This is a genomic window from Nocardia sp. NPDC004568, from assembly GCF_040609955.1.
In the GTDB taxonomy this organism is placed as follows: Bacteria; Actinomycetota; Actinomycetes; order Mycobacteriales; family Mycobacteriaceae; genus Nocardia.
This window is the reverse complement of record NZ_JBEXLL010000015.1, coordinates 32056-49794: the sequence shown is the minus strand read 5'-3', so window position 1 is coordinate 49794 and position 17739 is coordinate 32056. Positions and strand designations below refer to the sequence as shown.

15 protein-coding genes and 1 pseudogene are annotated in these 17739 nt (G+C 68.1%); 7 read left to right on the top strand and 9 right to left on the bottom strand.

Features of this window, described 5'->3' with window-relative positions; translation table 11 throughout:
• Positions 1-308: 308 nt before the first annotated feature.
• From ABZV91_RS10215 to ABZV91_RS10190, 6 genes are all read right to left on the bottom strand, one after another.
• Positions 309-731: a nitroreductase family deazaflavin-dependent oxidoreductase gene (locus tag ABZV91_RS10215; RefSeq protein WP_355238494.1), complete on the bottom strand. Its 423-nt coding sequence runs from the start codon at positions 729-731 to the stop codon at positions 309-311.
• Positions 732-806: 75 nt separating this feature from the next.
• Positions 807-1385, bottom strand: a complete 579-nt coding sequence (locus tag ABZV91_RS10210; protein WP_030523303.1) for a TetR family transcriptional regulator — start codon at positions 1383-1385, stop codon at positions 807-809.
• A gap of 18 nt (positions 1386-1403) precedes the next feature.
• Positions 1404-2870 (bottom strand): FAD-dependent oxidoreductase, encoded by a 1467-nt coding sequence (locus tag ABZV91_RS10205; protein ID WP_355238360.1) that lies wholly within the window; start codon positions 2868-2870, stop codon positions 1404-1406.
• A complete protein-coding gene (locus ABZV91_RS10200) occupies positions 2870-3904 on the bottom strand; it encodes an NAD(P)-dependent oxidoreductase (protein WP_355238357.1) in 1035 nt (344 codons plus the stop codon). The genes ABZV91_RS10205 and ABZV91_RS10200 overlap by 1 nt, the downstream gene beginning before the upstream one ends.
• The gene (locus tag ABZV91_RS10195) at positions 3904-4653 is read right to left on the bottom strand and encodes an SDR family oxidoreductase (protein ID WP_355238354.1); all 750 of its coding nucleotides are present in this window, start codon (positions 4651-4653) and stop codon (positions 3904-3906) included. The genes ABZV91_RS10200 and ABZV91_RS10195 overlap by 1 nt, the downstream gene beginning before the upstream one ends.
• A 71-nt stretch (positions 4654-4724) precedes the next feature.
• Positions 4725-6194 carry an aldehyde dehydrogenase gene (locus ABZV91_RS10190; RefSeq protein ID WP_355238351.1) on the bottom strand — a complete coding sequence of 490 codons (1470 nt, stop codon included), beginning with the start codon at positions 6192-6194 and terminating at the stop codon, positions 4725-4727.
• 311 nt (positions 6195-6505) lie between these two features.
• Between ABZV91_RS10190 and ABZV91_RS10185 the strand changes: the two genes are divergently transcribed.
• The 5 genes from ABZV91_RS10185 (at position 6506) to ABZV91_RS10165 (ending at position 11653) form a co-directional block, all read left to right on the top strand.
• Positions 6506-7711, top strand: a complete 1206-nt coding sequence (locus tag ABZV91_RS10185; protein WP_355238348.1) for a cytochrome P450 — start codon at positions 6506-6508, stop codon at positions 7709-7711.
• Positions 7712-8512 carry an SDR family oxidoreductase gene (locus ABZV91_RS10180; RefSeq protein ID WP_355238345.1) on the top strand — a complete coding sequence of 267 codons (801 nt, stop codon included), beginning with the start codon at positions 7712-7714 and terminating at the stop codon, positions 8510-8512. It abuts the gene before it with no gap.
• Positions 8509-9735 carry a cytochrome P450 gene (locus ABZV91_RS10175; RefSeq protein WP_355238491.1) on the top strand — a complete coding sequence of 409 codons (1227 nt, stop codon included), beginning with the start codon at positions 8509-8511 and terminating at the stop codon, positions 9733-9735. Before ABZV91_RS10180 ends, ABZV91_RS10175 begins: the two co-directional genes overlap by 4 nt.
• A complete protein-coding gene (locus ABZV91_RS10170) occupies positions 9732-10217 on the top strand; it encodes a glutathione peroxidase (RefSeq protein ID WP_355238342.1) in 486 nt (161 codons plus the stop codon). Before ABZV91_RS10175 ends, ABZV91_RS10170 begins: the two co-directional genes overlap by 4 nt.
• 284 nt (positions 10218-10501) lie before the next feature.
• Complete coding sequence (locus tag ABZV91_RS10165) at positions 10502-11653, top strand: MCE family protein (protein ID WP_355238339.1); 1152 nt, start codon at positions 10502-10504, stop codon at positions 11651-11653.
• 419 nt (positions 11654-12072) lie between these two features.
• On the opposite strand, the gene ABZV91_RS10160 is transcribed toward ABZV91_RS10165, so the two are convergent.
• Together ABZV91_RS10160 and ABZV91_RS10155 are read right to left on the bottom strand one after the other, a co-directional pair.
• Positions 12073-13008 (bottom strand): TauD/TfdA family dioxygenase, encoded by a 936-nt coding sequence (locus ABZV91_RS10160; RefSeq protein ID WP_355238336.1) that lies wholly within the window; start codon positions 13006-13008, stop codon positions 12073-12075.
• Positions 13009-13180: 172 nt separating this feature from the next.
• Positions 13181-13951: a deoxyribonuclease IV gene (locus ABZV91_RS10155; RefSeq protein WP_355238333.1), complete on the bottom strand. Its 771-nt coding sequence runs from the start codon at positions 13949-13951 to the stop codon at positions 13181-13183.
• A gap of 109 nt (positions 13952-14060) precedes the next feature.
• On the opposite strand from ABZV91_RS10155, the gene ABZV91_RS10150 reads away from it, so the two are divergent.
• Positions 14061-15419, top strand: a complete 1359-nt coding sequence (locus ABZV91_RS10150) for a protein kinase (protein WP_355238331.1) — start codon at positions 14061-14063, stop codon at positions 15417-15419.
• Between the two features lie 8 nt (positions 15420-15427).
• Here ABZV91_RS10150 and ABZV91_RS10145 read toward each other — a convergent pair.
• A pseudogene (locus ABZV91_RS10145) lies at positions 15428-15524 on the bottom strand (integrase core domain-containing protein); the annotation flags it as partial.
• A gap of 212 nt (positions 15525-15736) precedes the next feature.
• On the opposite strand from ABZV91_RS10145, the gene ABZV91_RS10140 reads away from it, so the two are divergent.
• Positions 15737-17581, top strand: a complete 1845-nt coding sequence (locus ABZV91_RS10140; RefSeq protein ID WP_355238328.1) for a protein kinase — start codon at positions 15737-15739, stop codon at positions 17579-17581.
• Positions 17582-17739 lie beyond the last annotated feature (158 nt).

Here is a 17739-nt window from a genome sequence, read left to right as displayed (position 1 = left end):
GTCCGATTGCCCGAACCTGCGCGCAACGCACTCCACCGTGAAGCGTGCCGCCGAAATCCGGTCGGTGAGCCCTGGCGCCGGTACGAGCAGCCGCCGTCCGCACCGCGATTCCGTGGTGGCACGGACGGCGGCCTGCTGCCGGATGGGAGGTAGGTGCGGGCGATCTCGATGTGTGCGCGGAGTCCGGCGGAACTTCCCAGAGCGTTGCCGGCCCACGGGCGATACCGGCCCGGAGCCGGCCTCGGTGCGGTGCTCACCACGGCGACCGAGTGAACGGTGGCCGGCACCGGACGGGACCCTCTGAACCGTCAGGTAGTGCGGGGCTCCAGCACGAACACCGGGATACGGCGTTCGGTCCACGACTGGTAGTTGTCGAAATCCGCGTACAGTTCGAGCAGTTTCGGCCACAGCCGGTCGCGTTCGGCATCGTCGGCGAGGCGGGCCCTGACCGGGATACGGTCCTTGCCGATCTGCACGGTGGTATCCGGCTGCGCGACCAGGTTGTAGTACCACTGCGGGTTCTTCGGCAGCCCGCCCTGCGAGGCGACCACGATGATGTTCGCGTCGTCGCGCAGGAACAGCAGCGGCACCGTGAACCGCTTACCGGATTTGCGGCCGGTGTGTTCCAGCAGCAGCGTGGGCACCGGTTTGCGGAAACCCGCCCCGACGCGCCAGGTGCCCCCGATCCGGCCGCCGGTTTTCCGGTAGGCCCAGGTGTTCACCTTGGACATGTACTTGATGACAGTCGGCACGAAGGACGAGTCGAGCTGTTTGGGCCGGTTGTTCACTTCTCGAAGCTCCGATGCTCAGCGCAGGATCAACAGCGCGGATTTCTCGATGAGGTCGGCGATATCGGCGTAGGAGGCGTAGCCCATACCGGCCCGGACGAGTGCGCCCGCGTAGACCAGTTCCAGCGAGACGACCACCTCGGGGTCCGGGTCGGGCCCCAGCGCGCGCTCGATACGGGTGCGGATCTCCAGGCCGATGCGGGCGCGCAGATGGGCGACGTCGGGGTCGCGGCCGAGCATGGCACTGGTGACCGCGCCGGAGACCTCCTGGTCGTCGGCGACCAGCATGGCGATGGCACGCAGCTCGGCCACCACCCGGACCGTGGGATCGGGGTCCTCGCTGACCGGTGAAGGCGCCGCCACCAGCCGCCGCCAGAAGATCTCGGCGACCAGATGTTCCTTCGACGAGAAATAGGTGTACGCGGTGGCGGTGCCGACCCCGGCCGCGGCGGCGACCATGCGGATGGTCATTCCCGCGAACCCCTCGCGGGTCAGCACCTCCACCGCGGCCTTCGTCAGTTTGTCGACCGTATCGGCTTGTTTCGCGGACAGCCGCCGACGGGTCGCCTCCACGACGACGGGTTCACCTTCGGACATGTGTCTAAAGGTACCGTTTCAGTTCTTCGCGGCCGTAATCCCGGCCCGGCGGCCGTAGAAACTGCCGTCACCCAGCGAGGTCCCGCTGGCGTATCCGCCCGCGCAGACGCCGGAGGTGCAGCGACCGGCGGCGAACAATCCGGGAATGGGTTCACCGTTCACGTGCAGGACCCGGGAATCCAGATCGGTACGCAGACCGCCCAGGGTGAATCCCGCGGTGAAGCCGCGCATATCGAACGCGGCGAAGGGGCCCTCCAGCGGTTTCGTCCACTCCGCTTTCTTGCCCAGCAGCGGGTCCTGACCGTTCGCGGCGTGCTTGTTGTACAGCTCGACCGTGGTCTGCAGGGCCAGCTCGGGGAGGCCGATATCGGATTCGAGTTCGGCGATCGTCTCCGCCGCCCAGGTCGGCGGCTGGCGGAAGAACGGAGTGGAGGTCTCGGTGGTCAGCGATTCCTCGTAGGCGGCCTCGCCGATGATCAGGAACGCCTGGTTCTCCTGGTGGAACAGGGTCATCTGCCCGATCCGGCCGGGATAGGTGTCCTCCGGGACGTAGCGCTGGCCGCGGCCGTTCACCAGGATGCCGCGCGCCATCATCTGTGGATCACCGAAGAACGCGACCTCGGTGGCGTCCATATGGGCGAGATCGGCGCCGAGTGCCTGCGCGATCCGGATGGCGATCCCGTCGTGTTCCTCGATGGCGGCGCCCGGGCGGCCGATGAGCCGCGGCGCGAAACCTTCGATCATCTGGTCGTGATAGGCGAAACTGCCGGTGGCCAGGACGACCCCACGCTCGGCCCGGATGGTCAGTTCCTTGCCGTACTGTTTGGCGACCACGCCGACGACCCGATCACCGTCGACGATCAGGCGCTGGATCCGGGTGTCGTATTCGGCGGCGACACCGAGCTTCTCGGCGGTTTCGGCCAGCGGTTTCATCAGCATGTAGCCGCCGCCTTTGGACCCGGTCCGCTTATTGCTCATCTGCGGGACGTGGCCGCGCGGGGCGGGGTCGGCGACGGTGTTGAACGGGGCCGCGTTCTCCCCGCCGGAATACATCAGTCCCTCGTCGTGCGGGGGTTCCCAGCCGGGTTCGCCCCAGAACTCCTCTTTGAAGGGCACCCCGTTGGCGACCAGCCATTCATAGTGTTCGACACTGCCGCGGCAGTAGTCGGCGATCTTCGCGCGGTCCGCCCCCGGCCCCAGCGCGGCGACCATGAACTTCTCCATGTTCTCCGGGCTGTCCGCGAAACCGAGTGCCTTCTGCAACGGCGTGCCGCCGCCGAGGTAGATGAAACCGCCGGCCAGTGCCGCCGCACCGCCCCAGCCGCTGGTGCGCTCCAGGATCAGCACGTTCGACCCGGCCCGGGCCGCCTCGATCGCGGCGCAGACACCGGCGATCCCGTAGCCGGCCACGACCACATCGGCGGTGCGGTCCCACTCGGTGACCTCGGCGGCGGGTAACGGTCGGAGAGAGGTGGGATCGGCCATTATTCGGATTCCTTACTGTCGTTCTGCGCGCCGGCTGCCGGGGTTCCCGGGGCGGCCTGCTGTGCGGCGATGGTGGCACGTCCCGATGCGGGGGTGGAGTGGTCGTCCCGCTCAGCGGTGGGGGCGTCTTGCGGCGTGGCGGCTCCGTCTCGCGTGGTGGCGATCTCACCCCGCCCGACGCCCAGCCCCTCGCCGAGGCGGGTCAGCGCCAGCGCGGCCAAGGGGAGTTCGGCGCCGACCCGGCCGCCCAGGTCGAGAGCCAGGGACAGGTCCTTCTCCCCGAGCTCCCGGACATGGGTCAGGATCGGCAACCAGAAATCGCCCTCTTCGATGGGGGCGGTGGTGTCACGCAGCATGATCGAACCCGCCCCGCCGGTCACCGCGTCGGAGTGGCGGACCACCTTGCCCAGCGCGGTGATATCGAGCCCGGCCGCCTCGGCCAGCCGCTGTGCCTCGGTGGCGGCGGTGAACGAGATGAAATGCAGCATATTGCGGGCCAGTTTCATGCGGGTGCCGGCCCCGACCTCGCCGGCGTGCACCACCATATCGGCGAAGCAGCCGAACGGTTCGCGTACCACCGCGACCGCCTCGGCGCTGCCGCCGATCATCACGGCCAGTCGGCCGCTGTTCGCGCCCGCGGCTCCGCCGCTGATCGGGGCGTCGACCAGGTGCACGCCGCGCTCGGCGCAAAGCCGGGCAAATTCCACCGCGGACTCGTCGCCGATGGTGGAGTGCACGGCCACCACGGTGCCCGGCGCGGCGGTGCTCAAAATCCCGTTCTCGCCGGTGAGCACGGCGCGGACTTGCCGGTCGTTCACCACCGCGATACTGATGACCCCGCATTTCGCGGCCAGTTCGGCCGCGGTGGCGGCGGCCTCGGCGCCCGCGGCGGTGAACGGCTCCACTGCCTCGGGCCGGGTATCGCAGACGGTGAGACCGCCGGACCAGTCCAGTAGTTTCTTCGCCATCGGCCCGCCCATATCACCCAGGCCGATGAAACCGACCCGGGTGCTGCCGGCGGAGTCCGCGCTCACTAGCGGATCACCTGGCCGCCGTCGACGCAGAAGATCTGCCCGGTGACCCAGGAGGCGTCGTCGGAAAGCAGGTAGAGCAGGGCGCCGGCCATATCGTCGGGCGTGCCCATCCGCTTGAGCGGCAGCCGGTTCACCATATCCTCGACCATGCTCGCGGGCGTGGTGGTCTTGGTGGCCTCGGTATCGGTGGGGCCGGGGGCGATCGCGTTGACCCGGATATTCGAGCCGCCGAGTTCGGTGGCCAGCTGCTGGGTGAGACCGTTGATCCCGACCTTCGCCAGACCGTAGAAGCCGGAGTACACCCAGGCCGCGGTGGAGGACTGGTTGACGATCGAACCGCCGCCGTTCGCGGCCATGTTCTCCCAGACGGCGCGCGTCATCACCAGGGCGCCGTCGAGATTCACCGACATGAACTTCTTGTAGTAGTCCCACGGCACGGTGAGCAGCAGATCGAGTTTCATCCCGCCGTAGATGGCGGCGTTGTTCACCAGATGGTCGATCCTGCCGTACTTCTCGACGGTGAAGTCGGCCAGTGCCTTCGCCGAGTCCGGGTCCGAGACGTCGACGGTGTGGAACGACGCGGTACCGCCGTCGGCCACGATCTTCTCGGCGACGGCGGTACCGCCCTCTTCGTTCAGATCCGCGACGACGACCGACGCGCCCTCGGCGGCCAGCGCCTGCGCGTAGACCTCGCCGATACCGCGGGCGGCGCCGGTGACGATGGCGGTCCTACCGGTGAAACGAGCCATGGGATGAGCTCCTCGTTGATCGGGAAAGCTTGGTCGGAAAAGGTTCCGCTGCTGTGGGGCCGGCCGCGCGACTACTGCGCGGTGGCGACGAGTTTGGTCTCCAGGTACTCCTCGAACCCGGCGACGCCCATCTCGCGGCCGATACCGGACTGTTTGTAGCCGCCGAAGGGCGCGTCGGCGCTGTACCACATCCCGCCGTTGACGCCGAGCGTGCCGGTGCGCACCCGGTCGGTGACCCGGCGGATCCGCTCGGGGTCCTTCCCCCACACCGCGCCGGACAGGCCGTAGGGGGAGTCGTTGGCGATCCGGATCGCGTCGTCGTCGCCGTCGTAGGGGAGTACCACCAGGACCGGGCCGAAGATCTCCTCCTGGGCGGCCTTGGCGCTGTTGTCCAGGTCGGCGATGACGGTGGGCTCGACGTAGAAACCACGCTCGTGTTCGGCCGGGCGGCCGCCACCGGCCACGATCCGCCCGCCGTCGGCGCGGGCGGAGTCGATATAGCCGAGGACCCGGGTGCGCTGCCGGTCGGAGATCACCGGACCGCAGACGGTGCCGGGGTTCGTCGGGTCGCCGGGGCGGATACCGCGCATGGTTCTCGCGGCGGCCTCGAGCGCCTCCTCGTATTTGTGCCGCGGTACGAGCAGGCGGGTGGACAGGGCGCAGCCCTGGCCGGCGTGGACGCACAGCGAGAATCCGGCGTAGCTCACCGCGGTGGCGAGGTCGGCGTCGTCGAGCACGATGAACGCCGATTTGCCGCCGAGTTCGAGGAAGGTCTTCTTGAGATTGGCCGCGGCCGCGGCCATCACGGCCCGCCCGGTGTTGGTGGACCCGGTGAAACTGATGAGGTCGACCCGCGGATCACCGGAGAGCTGAGCACCCAGGCCGTGATCGGCCGAGGTGACGATATTGACCACCCCGGGCGGAATCTCGGTCTCCTCGGTGATGATCGAGGCCAGCGCCGCCGCGCACCACGGGGTGTCGGGGGCGGGCTTGAGGACGATGGTGTTGCCTGCCGCCAGCGCCGGGCCCAGTTTCGCGAAGTTGATCTGGTGCGGGAAGTTCCACGGGGTGATCGCGCCGACCACACCGACCGCTTCGCGGCGCAACGCCCGATGGGTGCTGATTCCCATCGGCGCGGCCACGCCCAGTTCGGTTTCCCATTCGTAGTTCGCGGCCAGTCGCGTGGCGAAGCTCAGGTCCTCGACGGGGCCCTCGAGCTGGGGTCCGCTGGTGAACATGATCGGCGCGCCCACCTCGGCCACGGTGATCTCGCGCAGTTCCTCCGCGTGCGCCTTCAGGCCGGCCTGCAACTGCTCCAGGCAGCGCACCCGGAACGCGTGGTCACGGGACCACTCGGTGTCGTCGAAGGCGGTGCGTGCGGCGGCGATGGCGGCGTTCATATCGGCGGCGTCCGCGTCGGCCGCGGTGCCGATGACCTCCTCGGTCGCCGGGTTCACATTCTCGAACACGCCGTTGCCGCCGGGCACGAGGCTGCCGCCGATCAGCAGTCGAGAACTGTCGCCGGGCAGAAGACTGTTCATGAAAGACCCCAATACTGTCTGGACAGGTGTATGGAATATAGTCCGGACTCTTTCGCGAGTGCAAGAACGGGTTCTATCGTTCGGTGCTCAGTGCTGATCGTGCCGCACACTCGGTGAAGTGGGGAGTGGTGGGCCGGATTGCTATCGATCGCGGCTGTGTCGATGCTTCTGAGCAGTCGATTCCCGTACGATCATTGTCGCGGGGGCGCGCCGCTGGTACCGTCCAGACACATGTCCAGCTATGTGTCTCCCCCAGGCGGCCGATCGGTCGCGCCCGGCGAGAACTCGTTATCGAAACAGAGGTGGGTCCGATGACGGCCGCATCGTTGGAGCCGGTGACGTTCGATCCCTACGACTACGTCTTCCACGAAGACCCGTACCCGGTCTACGCCCGGCTGCGCGCGGAGGCGCCGCTCTACTACAACGCCGAACTCGACTTCTACGCGCTGTCGCGGCACGCGGATGTCACCGCGGGATTCCGCAATGCCGCCGCGCTGTCGAATGCCAACGGGGTCTCGCTCGACCCCGCGGCCTGGGGGCCGCACGCGCACAAGACCATGTCGTTCCTCGCCATGGACGATCCCCGGCATATGCGGATGCGCAAGCTGGTGTTCAAAGGTTTCACCCCCAAGCGGGTGGCCGATATGGAGACCCGCATCCGGGAACTGACGCTCGAATATCTGGAACCGGCGCTCGAGCGCGGTGACTTCGACTGGATCCAGGACTTCGCGGGCAAACTGCCGATGGACGTCATCTCCGAGCTGCTGGGTGTCCCGGCCGCCGACCGCGACGAGATCCGCCATATGGCCGATATGGTCATGCACCGCGAGGACGGGGTGACCGATGTCCCGGATTCGGCGATCGAGGCCTCGCTGAACCTGGTGGTCTACTACTCGGAGATGGTCGCGCAGCGCCGGGAGAACCCCACCGACGACCTCACTTCCGCGCTGCTCGGGGCCGAGATCGACGGCGACCGGCTCACCGACGACGAGATCATCGGCTTCATGTTCCTGATGGTGGTGGCCGGGAACGAGACCACCACCAAACTGCTGGGCAACGCCCTGTACTGGGCCGGCCGCAACCCGGCGGAATACGCCAAGGTCGCCGCCGACCCGGACCGGGTCCCGGACTGGGTCGAGGAGACCCTGCGCTACGACACCTCCAGCCAGATCGTCGCGCGGACGGCCACCGAGGATCTGGAGTACCACGGCCGGGTCGTCCCGGCGGGGTCCAAGGTGCTGCTGCTGATCGGTTCGGCCAACCGGGACGGCGAAGTGTTCGACAATGCCGACGCCTACGATCTCGATCGCGCCGAGAAGGGCAATCTGGCCAGCTTCGGTGCCGGTGTGCATTTCTGCCTGGGCGCGCATCTGGCCCGCCTGGAAGCAACGGTCGCGCTGCGCGAATTCGCCGCGCGGGTGCAGTCCTACCGGGTGCGCGAGGACGACTTCGTCCGCGTGCACTCGTCCAATGTGCGGGGCTTCGCCAAGCTCCCGATCACCGTGGAGGTGCGGTAGATGCCCAGGTTCGAACCTCATCCCGAGAAGCGGCCGACCATTGTGGCCGGTGCCTCGTCGGGTATCGGTGCCGCCACCGCGGTGGAGCTCGCCGCGCAGGGCCATCCGGTGGCGCTCGGCGCGCGCCGGGTGGAGATCCTGGAAGATCTGGCCGGGAAGATCCGGGCCGACGGCGGTACCGCGTTCGCCCACCGCCTCGATGTGACCGACCAGGCGTCGGTGGACGAATTCGTCGCCGCGGCCGAGGCGGCCATCGGGCCCACCGAGATCCTGGTCTCCGGGGCGGGTGATATCGAATTCGCCCTCATCCAGGACATGGACCCGGCCGATTTCGCCCATCAGGTGCAGATCCATCTGATCGGCGCGCACCGGATGGCCCACGCGGTGCTGTCCGGCATGCTGGCCCGCCGGCGTGGCGATGTGGTGCTGATCAGTTCCGACTGCGCGCCGCTGCCACGGCCGTGGAACGGGGCCTACAGCGCCGCCAAGGCCGGAGTCGAGGCGATGGTGCAGCAGCTGCGGATGGAACTCGAGGGCACCGGTATCCGGGCCTCGCTGGTCCGGCCCGGCCCGACCGTCACCGGGATGGGCATGAATGCCTCACCCGAGGTGGTGGGACCGCTGCTGGAGTCCTGGCAGGCCTGGGGGCTGGCGCGGCATCCGTACATGCTGCGGGCCTCCGATCTGGCCCGGGCGGTGTCCGCGGTTGTGGGTACCCCGCGGGGTGCCCATCTCGTGCTGGTCGAGGTGCAGCCGGAAGCGCCGCTGCGACCGCTCCCGGAAGAAGGAAAGGACGCCTGATGACAACCGCACTGCCCCCGGGTTTCGATTTCACCGACCCCGCACTGTGGGCCGATCGCAGTCCGGTCGAGGAATTCGCCCTGCTGCGCCGAACGGCGCCGGTGTGGTGGAACGCCCAATCCGACGAAACCTCGGGTGGTTTCAACGACGGCGGCTACTGGGTGGTCAGCACGCTGGAGGACGTCAAGGAACTGTCCCGCAATCCGGAGCTGTACTCCTCGCAGCAGAAGGGGTCCATCGTCCGGCTGCCCGGTGATATCACCCCCGACCAGATGCAACTCACCGAAGCGCTGCTGGTGAACATGGACCCTCCGAAGCATTCCAAGGTGCGGCGGATCATCTCCAAGGGGTTCACTCCGCGGGCGGTGGAGGGTCTGCGCGCGGCGCTCACCGAGCGCGCGCACCGCATCGTGCACGAGGCGAAGAAGAGCGGCGGCGGCGATTTCGTCACCCAGGTCGCCTGCGAACTGCCCCTGCAGGCGATCGCCGAACTGCTCGGGGTCCCGCAGGAGGACCGGCGCAAGGTGTTCGACTGGTCGAACCAGATGCTCAACTACGACGATCCCGAATACGGCGACCCGACGGTCGCCTCGGCGGAAATCCTCGGCTACGCCTGGAACATGGCCGAACAGCGGCGATCGTGTCCGGCCGACGATATCGTCACCCAGCTGGTCAACGCCGATGTCGACGGGGAGGGGCTGGCCTCCGACGAGTTCGGTTTCTTCGTCATCCTGCTCGCGGTGGCCGGTAACGAGACCACCCGCAATGCCATCACCCACGGAATGAAGGCGTTCGTGGACAACCCGGAGCAGTGGGCGTTGTACCGGGAGCAGCGGCCGCGGACCGCGCCGGACGAGATCGTGCGCTGGGCCACGCCGGTGACCGCGTTCCAGCGCACCGCCACCGCCGACCACGTCCTGGGCGGGCAGGAGATCAAGAAGGGACAGCGCCTCGGACTGTTCTACAGCTCGGCCAATTTCGACGAAAGGGGATTCGACGAACCGTTCACGTTCGATATCCTGCGCGATCCGAATCCGCATGTCGGGTTCGGCGGTACCGGCACCCATTACTGTGTGGGCGCCAATCTGGCCCGGCTGGAAATCGACCTGATGTTCAACGCGATCGCCGACGCCATGCCCGACCTTGAATCCGTTTCCGATCCGGTACGGTTGCGATCGGGGTGGATCAACGGAATCAAGAGTTGGCAGGTGCGGTACGAATGAACATTCGAGATATTCCGGTGAACACGCTGTCGGGTTCGGCGTCCACGCTCGGCGAGCTGGTCGGCGACCGGGTGGTGCTGCTGGTCAACGTCGCGTCGAAATGCGGTCTCACACCGCAGTACACCGGGTTGGTCGAACTGCAGAAGAACTACGGTGATCGCGGTTTCAGCGTGGTCGGTGTGCCGTGCAACCAGTTCATGGGGCAGGAACCGGGCAGCGCCGAGGAGATCCAGCAGTTCTGTTCCACCACCTACGGTGTGGACTTCCCCCTGCTGGAGAAGGTCGAGGTGAACGGCGACGGCCGGCATCCGCTGTACCGGGAGATCATCGAAACCCCCGACGCCGACGGCGCGGCCGGTGATGTGCAGTGGAACTTCGAGAAGTTCCTGATCGACCGGGACGGGAGTGTCGTGGGGCGTTTCCGGCCCACCACCACACCGGACGCGGACACGCTGGTCGCGGCGATCGAGAAAGCGCTGTAACCGACGCCGTAACGGCTTATGATCGAGGCCCGCTCACCCAGTGGTGAGCGGGCCTTTTTCACTTTCTACCTGCGAAAACGGTGTGATACGGCGGAATCCGGACGTGATCGGTGAAAACCGCCCGCCCGGCTTGAATCGGCCATAACATGGACAACTGTCTGGACATAAATCCGGCTCAGTTCGGCACGCCGGGGTGCCGAACGGTTCGAGGCAGGTGAGTGGTGGTACCGATACACAATCGGTCCGATCGGCCGACAACGACACGGCACAAGCTCTGGGCCGCCGTGCAGTACAAGCTCGCGGCGCTGGGGATGGTGCTGGTCATCGCCTCGGCCGTGGTCTTCTCGCTGGTCATGTTCTTCGGCGGGTTCACGCCGAAGGAACCGGTGACGGTCGTGGTCCCGCGCAGCGGGCTCGTGATGGATCCCGGCGCCAAGGTGAAATTCCGGGGCGCGGAGGTCGGCCGGGTCGGAAAGATCGAATCCGGTAACGGGGAGGTCCGCCTCGAACTCGATATAAACCCCGACCTCATGCGCCTGGTCCCCGGCAACGCTCAGGTCGATATTCGCTCCACCACGGTGTTCGGTGCCAAATACGTGAACTTCCTGGAACCGGCCGACCCCGCCGGCCGCCTGCGACCCGGCCAGGTGCTGCGCGGCGAATCGGTGACCGTCGAATTCAACACCCTGTTCGAGCGGCTCACCGAAGTCCTGAACATGGTCGAACCGACGAAACTGAATGCCACGCTCACCGCGCTGGGGACCGCGCTCCAGGGGCGCGGCGAGCGACTCGGCGACCTGCTGGTGAACGCCGACCGGTTGTTACGCGAGATCAATCCGAGCATCCCCGCGCTCCAGCATGATTTCCAGGCGGCCGCCGCGGTGACGAACCTCTACGCCGATACCGCGCCGGATCTACTGCGCACGGTGGACAATGCCACCGCCCTCGGCCACACACTCACCGACAACGAGCAGAGCTTCGACGCGTTGCTGCTGGATACGATCGGCCTGTCCGACACCACCGGCGCGGTCCTGACCGAGAACGAACAGAACCTGGCCACCGCGCTCGATCTGCTGCGACCCACCACCGAACTGCTCGACGCCTACAGACCCTCCCTGGACTGCGTCATACGTGGTCTGGCCAAGGCGATGCCGCTGGCCGACGACCTGATGGGCGGCCGCAACCCGGGCGCCTCGTTCAACGCGAGCTTCATGTACGGCGCCGAGGCCTATCAGTACCCCAACGACCTACCCAAGGTGAACGCCACCGGCGGGCCGCGCTGTGCGGGCGTCCTGGACCGGGTGCCCGGCAGCCACGCCGACTATGTGGTCACCGACACCTCGGAGGTCAATCCGTTCATCCCGTCCACCCGGATATACCAGAACCACCCGACCGTGTTCGAGTTCCTCTTCGCCGGGATGCCGGGTATGCGCTGAGCAGGGGCAGCGGTACTAGGACCCGGCCTCGGGCTGCCCCGGCCCGGGACGAACACACATCACGCCGCCACAGGGTTTGTCGCTGAGCCCCGCGGGGTTCGGGTGGACGGTCGGCCGCCGGTGCGCGGGGGCCCGCAGTTCGTGACGGTTGCGGCCGCGGGGGCCGCGGGCAGTACGACGTCGTTTCACCGGGCGACCCCCGCCCCACCGCCGCGGAGGCGGCGCGTGGTGATCCGGACCCAACCCGCCGCTCGGGAATCGGCCGGGAAGGCCCCGGGAGCGCCCGGTGCCGCCTGGGGCGAACCTGTCGGTGGCCAGTAGTTCATGGCCACCAGTCTGGCGGATGCCCCCGCGGCCGGTCGCACCCGGGTTTACCCGGGGGACCTCGGCGCACAGCCCGGCCGTGGGAGCCGGCCGGCTCAGGAGGCCAGCGCGCGCGGTGCCTCGATCACCGAGTAGTGACCGGCGTCACCGGTGACGACCGTGCTCGGCCGGCCGTCGACACCCACCGGGACATCACCGGCAAGGGTGATCCGGGTCAGTCGGCGCGGCTGTCCGTCGTAGTCGTTGACCGCGTAGTGCTGGGTAGCGCGGTTGTCCCAGATCGCGACATCGCCGAGCTGCCAATCCCAGCGCACCGTGTTCTCCAGCCGGATCACCCGGTCCTGGAGGATCCGGAACAGCGCCTGCGACTCCGTGGTCGAGAAGCCGACGAAGTTGCGCACGAAATGGCCGAGCAGCAGCGCGCGCTCGCCGCTCTCCGGATGAACCCGCACCACCGGGTGCTCGGTTTCGTAGAGGGAGGACTCGAACTCGGCGCGGTGCTCCTTGGTCTTCTCGTCCGGATGCTCACCGTGGCGGCCCACATAGTCGTAGACATTCGTGTGCACCGCCCGCAGGTTCTCCGCCAGCAGCCGCAGCGGCTCGGGCAGCGAATCGTAGGCGGCCACGGTAGAGGCCCAGGTGGTGGAGCCGCCGTAGGGCGGCAGGGTCACCGCTCGCAGAATCGACGCCTTCGGGATCCGGTCCACGAAGGTCACATCGGTGTGCCAGCTGTTGGCGCTGCCGTACTCGGAGTCGATGGCCAGGGTCTTCTCGCCGTGCGAGGTGACCGTCGGATGCGGGGTGGTCGGGCTGCCGAGCAGTTCGGCGAACTCGTACTGGCCGTCCTCGGTGAGCCGGTCCTGGCCGCGGAAGAAGATCACCTTGTGTTCCACCAGCGCTTTGCGGAGGGTTTCGACGGCCGCCGGACCGAGGTCACCGCCCAGCCGCACCCCGTCGATCCGCGCTCCGATCCTGGACCCGAGCTTGACCACGGTGGGGAGGGTGGTGGGGGTGGCGTTGTCGGATGTCATGAGCACCTCACGGATCGAGAGCGGAATCGTTCGCCTCTCGAGCACACCACCGGGCCCCGGCACCGAACAGGATTGCGGTCGCGCTGATCACAACGCTGCCGCCACCCGTGCGCGGGCGACCGTCGTGATCTGGTCCCGTCCGGCCGCGGCGTCGGCCGGGAGCCCCGTGCCGCTAGCCCAGATGTTCGCGCAGGTAGGCCAGATCGTCGGCGATACCCTCGGCCGGGGTCTCCAGCACAACCGGTGCGTCGGCGGTCCGGCACACCTCGGTGAGCAGATCCGGATCGATGGTGCCCTCGGCGAAATTGGCATGCCGGTCGGCGCCCGAATCGAACGCGTCCCGGGAGGAATTGAGATGCACCAGATCGATCCGGCCGGTGATGCCGCGGATCCGCTCGACCACGCCCACCAGGTCCTCCCCGCCCGCCCAGGCATGACAGGTATCGAGGCAGAACCCGGCCCCGTATTCGCCGACCGCGTCCCACAGCCGCGCGATATTGTCGAAATGCCGGGCCATGGCGTGGTTGCCGCCGGCGGTGTTCTCGATCAGGATCGGGACCGCGAATCCGCCCTTGTCCTGCTGGCGCTCGAACAATTTGCGCCAGTTGACGAAACCGGCCTCCATCTCGTCGTCGGTGCGCACATGACCGCCGTGCACCACCAGCCCGAACGCGCCCAGATCGGCCGCCGCCCGCGCCTGCTGGGCCACCGCGTTGCGCGACGGCATGCGCAGCCGGTTGTTGGTGCTGGCCACATTGATCTGATAGGAGGAATGGACCACGACATCGATCGGGCTGGCACGGATCTGCTCGGTCGCCGGATGCGGCGTGGGTTTGTCCCAGCTCTGTGGATCCACCACGAACAATTGGACGACATCGGCGCCGAGTCGCTCGCCGTACCCGATCGGGTCGCTGTCCGTGCGGACATGTGCTCCAATGCGCATGGCGCCAGACTATCGGCCCGAACCGACAACCGGCTCTCGTGTTGCGCCCGGGCGGTGCGGGAAGATACACCGGAAGACACGCGTACGACCCGACGAGGGGGAATCGGCCATGCTCGAGCCCGGTGACGACTTTGCGGGCTATGCCATCCGGCGGCGGCTGGGCGTCGGCGGTATGGGAATGGTGTTCCTCGCCCGGCACCCGCGGCTCCCGCGGCTGGTCGCGCTGAAACTGCTCAACCCGGATCTTTACTCCGACAGGGAGATCCGCCTGCGTTTCGAACGAGAATCCGAACTCGCGGGCCGGCTCGAGCACCCCAATATCGTCACCGTCTACGACCGCGGCGCGGAGGGCAAACAGCTGTGGATCTCGATGCAGTACGTGCCGGGTTCGGACGCCTCACTGGTGGATCTGCACGTTCTCGATCCCCGGCGGGCGGTTCAGATCGTCGCCGATACCGGGATAGCCCTGGACTTCGCGCACGCCAACGGGGTGCTGCACCGGGATGTGAAACCCGGCAACATCCTGCTCGCGAAACCGCCCATCGGGCAGCCGGAACGGGTTCTGCTCACCGATTTCGGTATCGCGGGCGTGCGCGACGCCGAAACCACCATCGCCGCGGCGGACACCATCACCGCGACCCTGGCCTATGCCGCACCCGAACAGCTGACCGGTGCGAAACTCGACCACCGCGGCGACCAGTACTCACTGGCCTGCACCCTGTTCTGGCTGCTCACCGGCTCGGGACCGTATCGCGGCAACAATCCGGCCGAACTCATCCAGGCTCATCTGACCGCGCCGGTGCCCCGGCTCACCCGGATCAGGCCCGGGCTGCCCCCGGGGCTCGACGAGGTCCTCGCGCGGGCGCTGGCCAAGAATCCCGCCGACCGGTTCCTCAGCTGTACCGAATTCGCGACCGCCGCCGCGCGCGCACTGCGCCCGCCGGGACCGCGTGGCGGGCCGCCGGGAGTCAGATTGCGGCCCGCCCAGCGGTATCCGGCACCGACCGGACCCGCTCCGACGTACGGCTCGGGGGACTTCCGGCAGCAGCCCGGGACGCGGGGCCTGCCGGCGTATCCCTCCACCGAGCACCGCCGCCTCGGTCCGCCGACGCCGCGGTATCCGTCCACCGAGTACCCGCATCCGGGCGCGGCCCCGCCCTACCGGTCCGTGGAATACCGGCAGCCCGGACCGCCTCCGGGTCCCGGTGACCACCGGCCTCCCGCCACCGCCGGGCCGCAACCGGGTTCGGCCGAGTTCCGGCAGCCGGGTCCCGATGGCCGGCATGCGCCCGACATCGTGCCCCCGGCGGATGAACGGGCCACCCGCCCGGCCCGGCCGCACCGTTCGAGTCCGGCCGAACCGGCGGTGATCGATCTGCCCGGCTTCCGCAACCGCCCCGGGGTGACCCCGCCGGTGGCACAACCCCATCGGCCGCCCCGAGACCCCGGCGCTGCGCCCCAGCTGTAGTTCCCCGGGAGGTTGTGAACGCGGGTGCGGGGTTCGGCCGCCGAGGCTTGTGTGTGGGCGGTGGTGGTTGTAGTGAGGCAGCCAGTCGTTGTCGGTCGCTGCGGCAGGGGGTCCCCCGTGCGCGCGGTAGCGCGGTATCCGGGTAGCGACCGTGTTGCGGCTGCGTATGCGGACCGGTGAGAGCCCTCGGCGCTCCATGGACTGCTGCTATGGTTTCGATGATTTCGCGTGCCCGGACCGCGGCGGTCCGGACACGCTTTTCGTCTACGCCTGCGTACCGGTGGGTCCCGGTCCCGCAGGCGGGAATTGGAGCAACCATGCTGGCCAACGGCGATGTTTTCGCCGGCTATGTCATCGACCGGCAACTCGGCCGGGGTGGGATGGGCTCGGTCTACCTCGCAAAACATCCGCGGCTGCCGCGGATGACAGCGCTCAAGCTGCTGAACCGGGAGATGTTCTTCGACAAGGAGGTGCGCGCCAGGTTCGAACGGGAGGCCGATCTGGTCGCCCGCCTGGATCACCCCAATATCGTCACGGTCTACGACCGGGGGCTCGAAGACGAACAGTTGTGGATCTCGATGCAGTTCATCGACGGTATCGACGCCGCGTCGGTGGATCCACAGAAGTTGCCGCCCGAACGTGCCGTCCAGATCATCGCCGAAACCGCGTCCGCGCTCGACTACGCGCACGGTATGGGCGTGATGCACCGGGATGTGAAACCGGCCAATATCCTGCTGGCCCGCTCGACCGGCGGCCGCGGCGAACGGGTCTACCTGACCGACTTCGGTATCGCGCGCCTGCGCGACGACACCGGACACCTCACCCAGACGGGTACGTTCACCGCCACCCTGGCCTACGCCTCACCCGAACAGCTCACCGGCGCGGACCTCGATCACCGCTCGGACCAGTATTCGCTGGCCTGTTCGCTGTACTGGCTGCTCACCGGCAGTGGGCCGTTCACCTCCACGAACCCGGCGGGGGTCATCCAGGGGCATCTGCAGTCGCCGCCGCCGTCGCTGAGCGCGGCCCGACCGGAACTGCCGCCGTCGCTCGACGCGGTCCTGGCCAAGGCGATGGCGAAGCGTCCCGACGACCGGTTCACCTCGTGCACCGAATTCGCCGACGCCGCCAAACAGGCACTCACCTCGCCGAGCTCTCCGGCGATCCCGCCGGCCGGACCGGCGCCCACCATGGTGAACCCGTCCTATCAGTCCGGGCCGTACAACAGCGGGGCGAATCAGTACCCCAGCACCGCGGCGCCCCAGCCCTATGCCGGGGGCGCGCCGGCGCAGCCCTATGCGAGCAATGTGCAGGGACAGCCCTATGCCAGTGGTGTCCAGGGCCAGCCCTATGCCGGCGGGGCGCCGGGCCAGCAGTACGCGAGCGGATTCCAGCAGGGTCCCGGCGACGGGCAGCAGCCCTACGGCGGCACGCTCGGGTACACCACCCCGGTCGGTCAGCCCTACGGTGGCGGAACGCCGGGCGGGTACACCCAGCCCACGAGCTATCCGCAGCCGATGCCGCAGGTCCAGCAGGCGCCGCGCCCGCCCAAGTCGAACACCGGGCTCATCGTCGCCATCTGCGTCGGGCTGGTGGTGCTGATCGGTGTCGTCATCGGAGTGGTGGCGCTCGCCGGGAGCGACGGCGGCGGCGGAACCGATCCCACGGCCGCCGGCACCAGCACCCAGACCAGCGTGGCCCCGGTACCCGCGACCGCGGACTCCATCAGCAAGGAATTCCCGCGGCTGGTCCCCGCGACGACGGCCGAAGAGACCGGGTACCACGACGCGAAATGCTGGGAGACCGACAGCAGCTACACCCCCAGCCCCGACGACGGCGAACCCGATTTCGGTAAATGGGCCTGGCAGTGGCGCTGCTACGGCGGTAACAACAACGACGACCCGTTCTACCGGATCTACGCCTACGCCTCCGCCGCCGATGTGGAATCGGTCGTCAAGGGACTGCCCGCGACCTCGGAGAAGTCCACCGCCGCCAACGGCGGCCAGACCTACACCAACTACACATGGGACAGCGACGGCCCGAAGATGGTCACGGTGTTCACCAACCATCCCGAACGAGCCCAGTACCTGATGTACACCGACGGTATCGTCGGCACCATCGACGAGATGCTGACCTGGTGGAAGTCGGCGCCGCTGAACTGAGCGACGCAATGACAACGGCGGATCCCACGGCAGGTGGGTCCGCCGTTCCGTTTCCCACCGGCGGGGGTGTCATCCCAGCCGCGTACCCGGCGACCCCTCAGGGGTACGAGCGGTCAGGGGGATCCCGGATGGCGCGGCTCGCGGCGGCCCGACACACT

Excerpts from the sequence above, each read along its gene's own strand:
- ABZV91_RS10190 (WP_355238351.1), bottom strand. The coding sequence starts at position 6,194 with ATGAACAGTCTTCTGCCCGGCGACAGTTCTCGACTGCTGATCGGCGGC.
- ABZV91_RS10160 (WP_355238336.1), bottom strand. The coding sequence starts at position 13,008 with ATGACATCCGACAACGCCACCCCCACCACCCTCCCCACCGTGGTCAAG.
- ABZV91_RS10155 (WP_355238333.1), bottom strand. The coding sequence starts at position 13,951 with ATGCGCATTGGAGCACATGTCCGCACGGACAGCGACCCGATCGGGTAC.
- ABZV91_RS10170 (WP_355238342.1), top strand. The coding sequence starts at position 9,732 with ATGAACATTCGAGATATTCCGGTGAACACGCTGTCGGGTTCGGCGTCC.
- ABZV91_RS10195 (WP_355238354.1), bottom strand. The coding sequence starts at position 4,653 with ATGGCTCGTTTCACCGGTAGGACCGCCATCGTCACCGGCGCCGCCCGC.
- ABZV91_RS10205 (WP_355238360.1), bottom strand. The coding sequence starts at position 2,870 with ATGGCCGATCCCACCTCTCTCCGACCGTTACCCGCCGCCGAGGTCACC.
- ABZV91_RS10210 (WP_030523303.1), bottom strand. The coding sequence starts at position 1,385 with ATGTCCGAAGGTGAACCCGTCGTCGTGGAGGCGACCCGTCGGCGGCTG.
- ABZV91_RS10180 (WP_355238345.1), top strand. The coding sequence starts at position 7,712 with ATGCCCAGGTTCGAACCTCATCCCGAGAAGCGGCCGACCATTGTGGCC.
- ABZV91_RS10215 (WP_355238494.1), bottom strand. The coding sequence starts at position 731 with ATGTCCAAGGTGAACACCTGGGCCTACCGGAAAACCGGCGGCCGGATC.
- ABZV91_RS10140 (WP_355238328.1), top strand. The coding sequence starts at position 15,737 with ATGCTGGCCAACGGCGATGTTTTCGCCGGCTATGTCATCGACCGGCAA.
- ABZV91_RS10150 (WP_355238331.1), top strand. The coding sequence starts at position 14,061 with ATGCTCGAGCCCGGTGACGACTTTGCGGGCTATGCCATCCGGCGGCGG.
- ABZV91_RS10185 (WP_355238348.1), top strand. The coding sequence starts at position 6,506 with ATGACGGCCGCATCGTTGGAGCCGGTGACGTTCGATCCCTACGACTAC.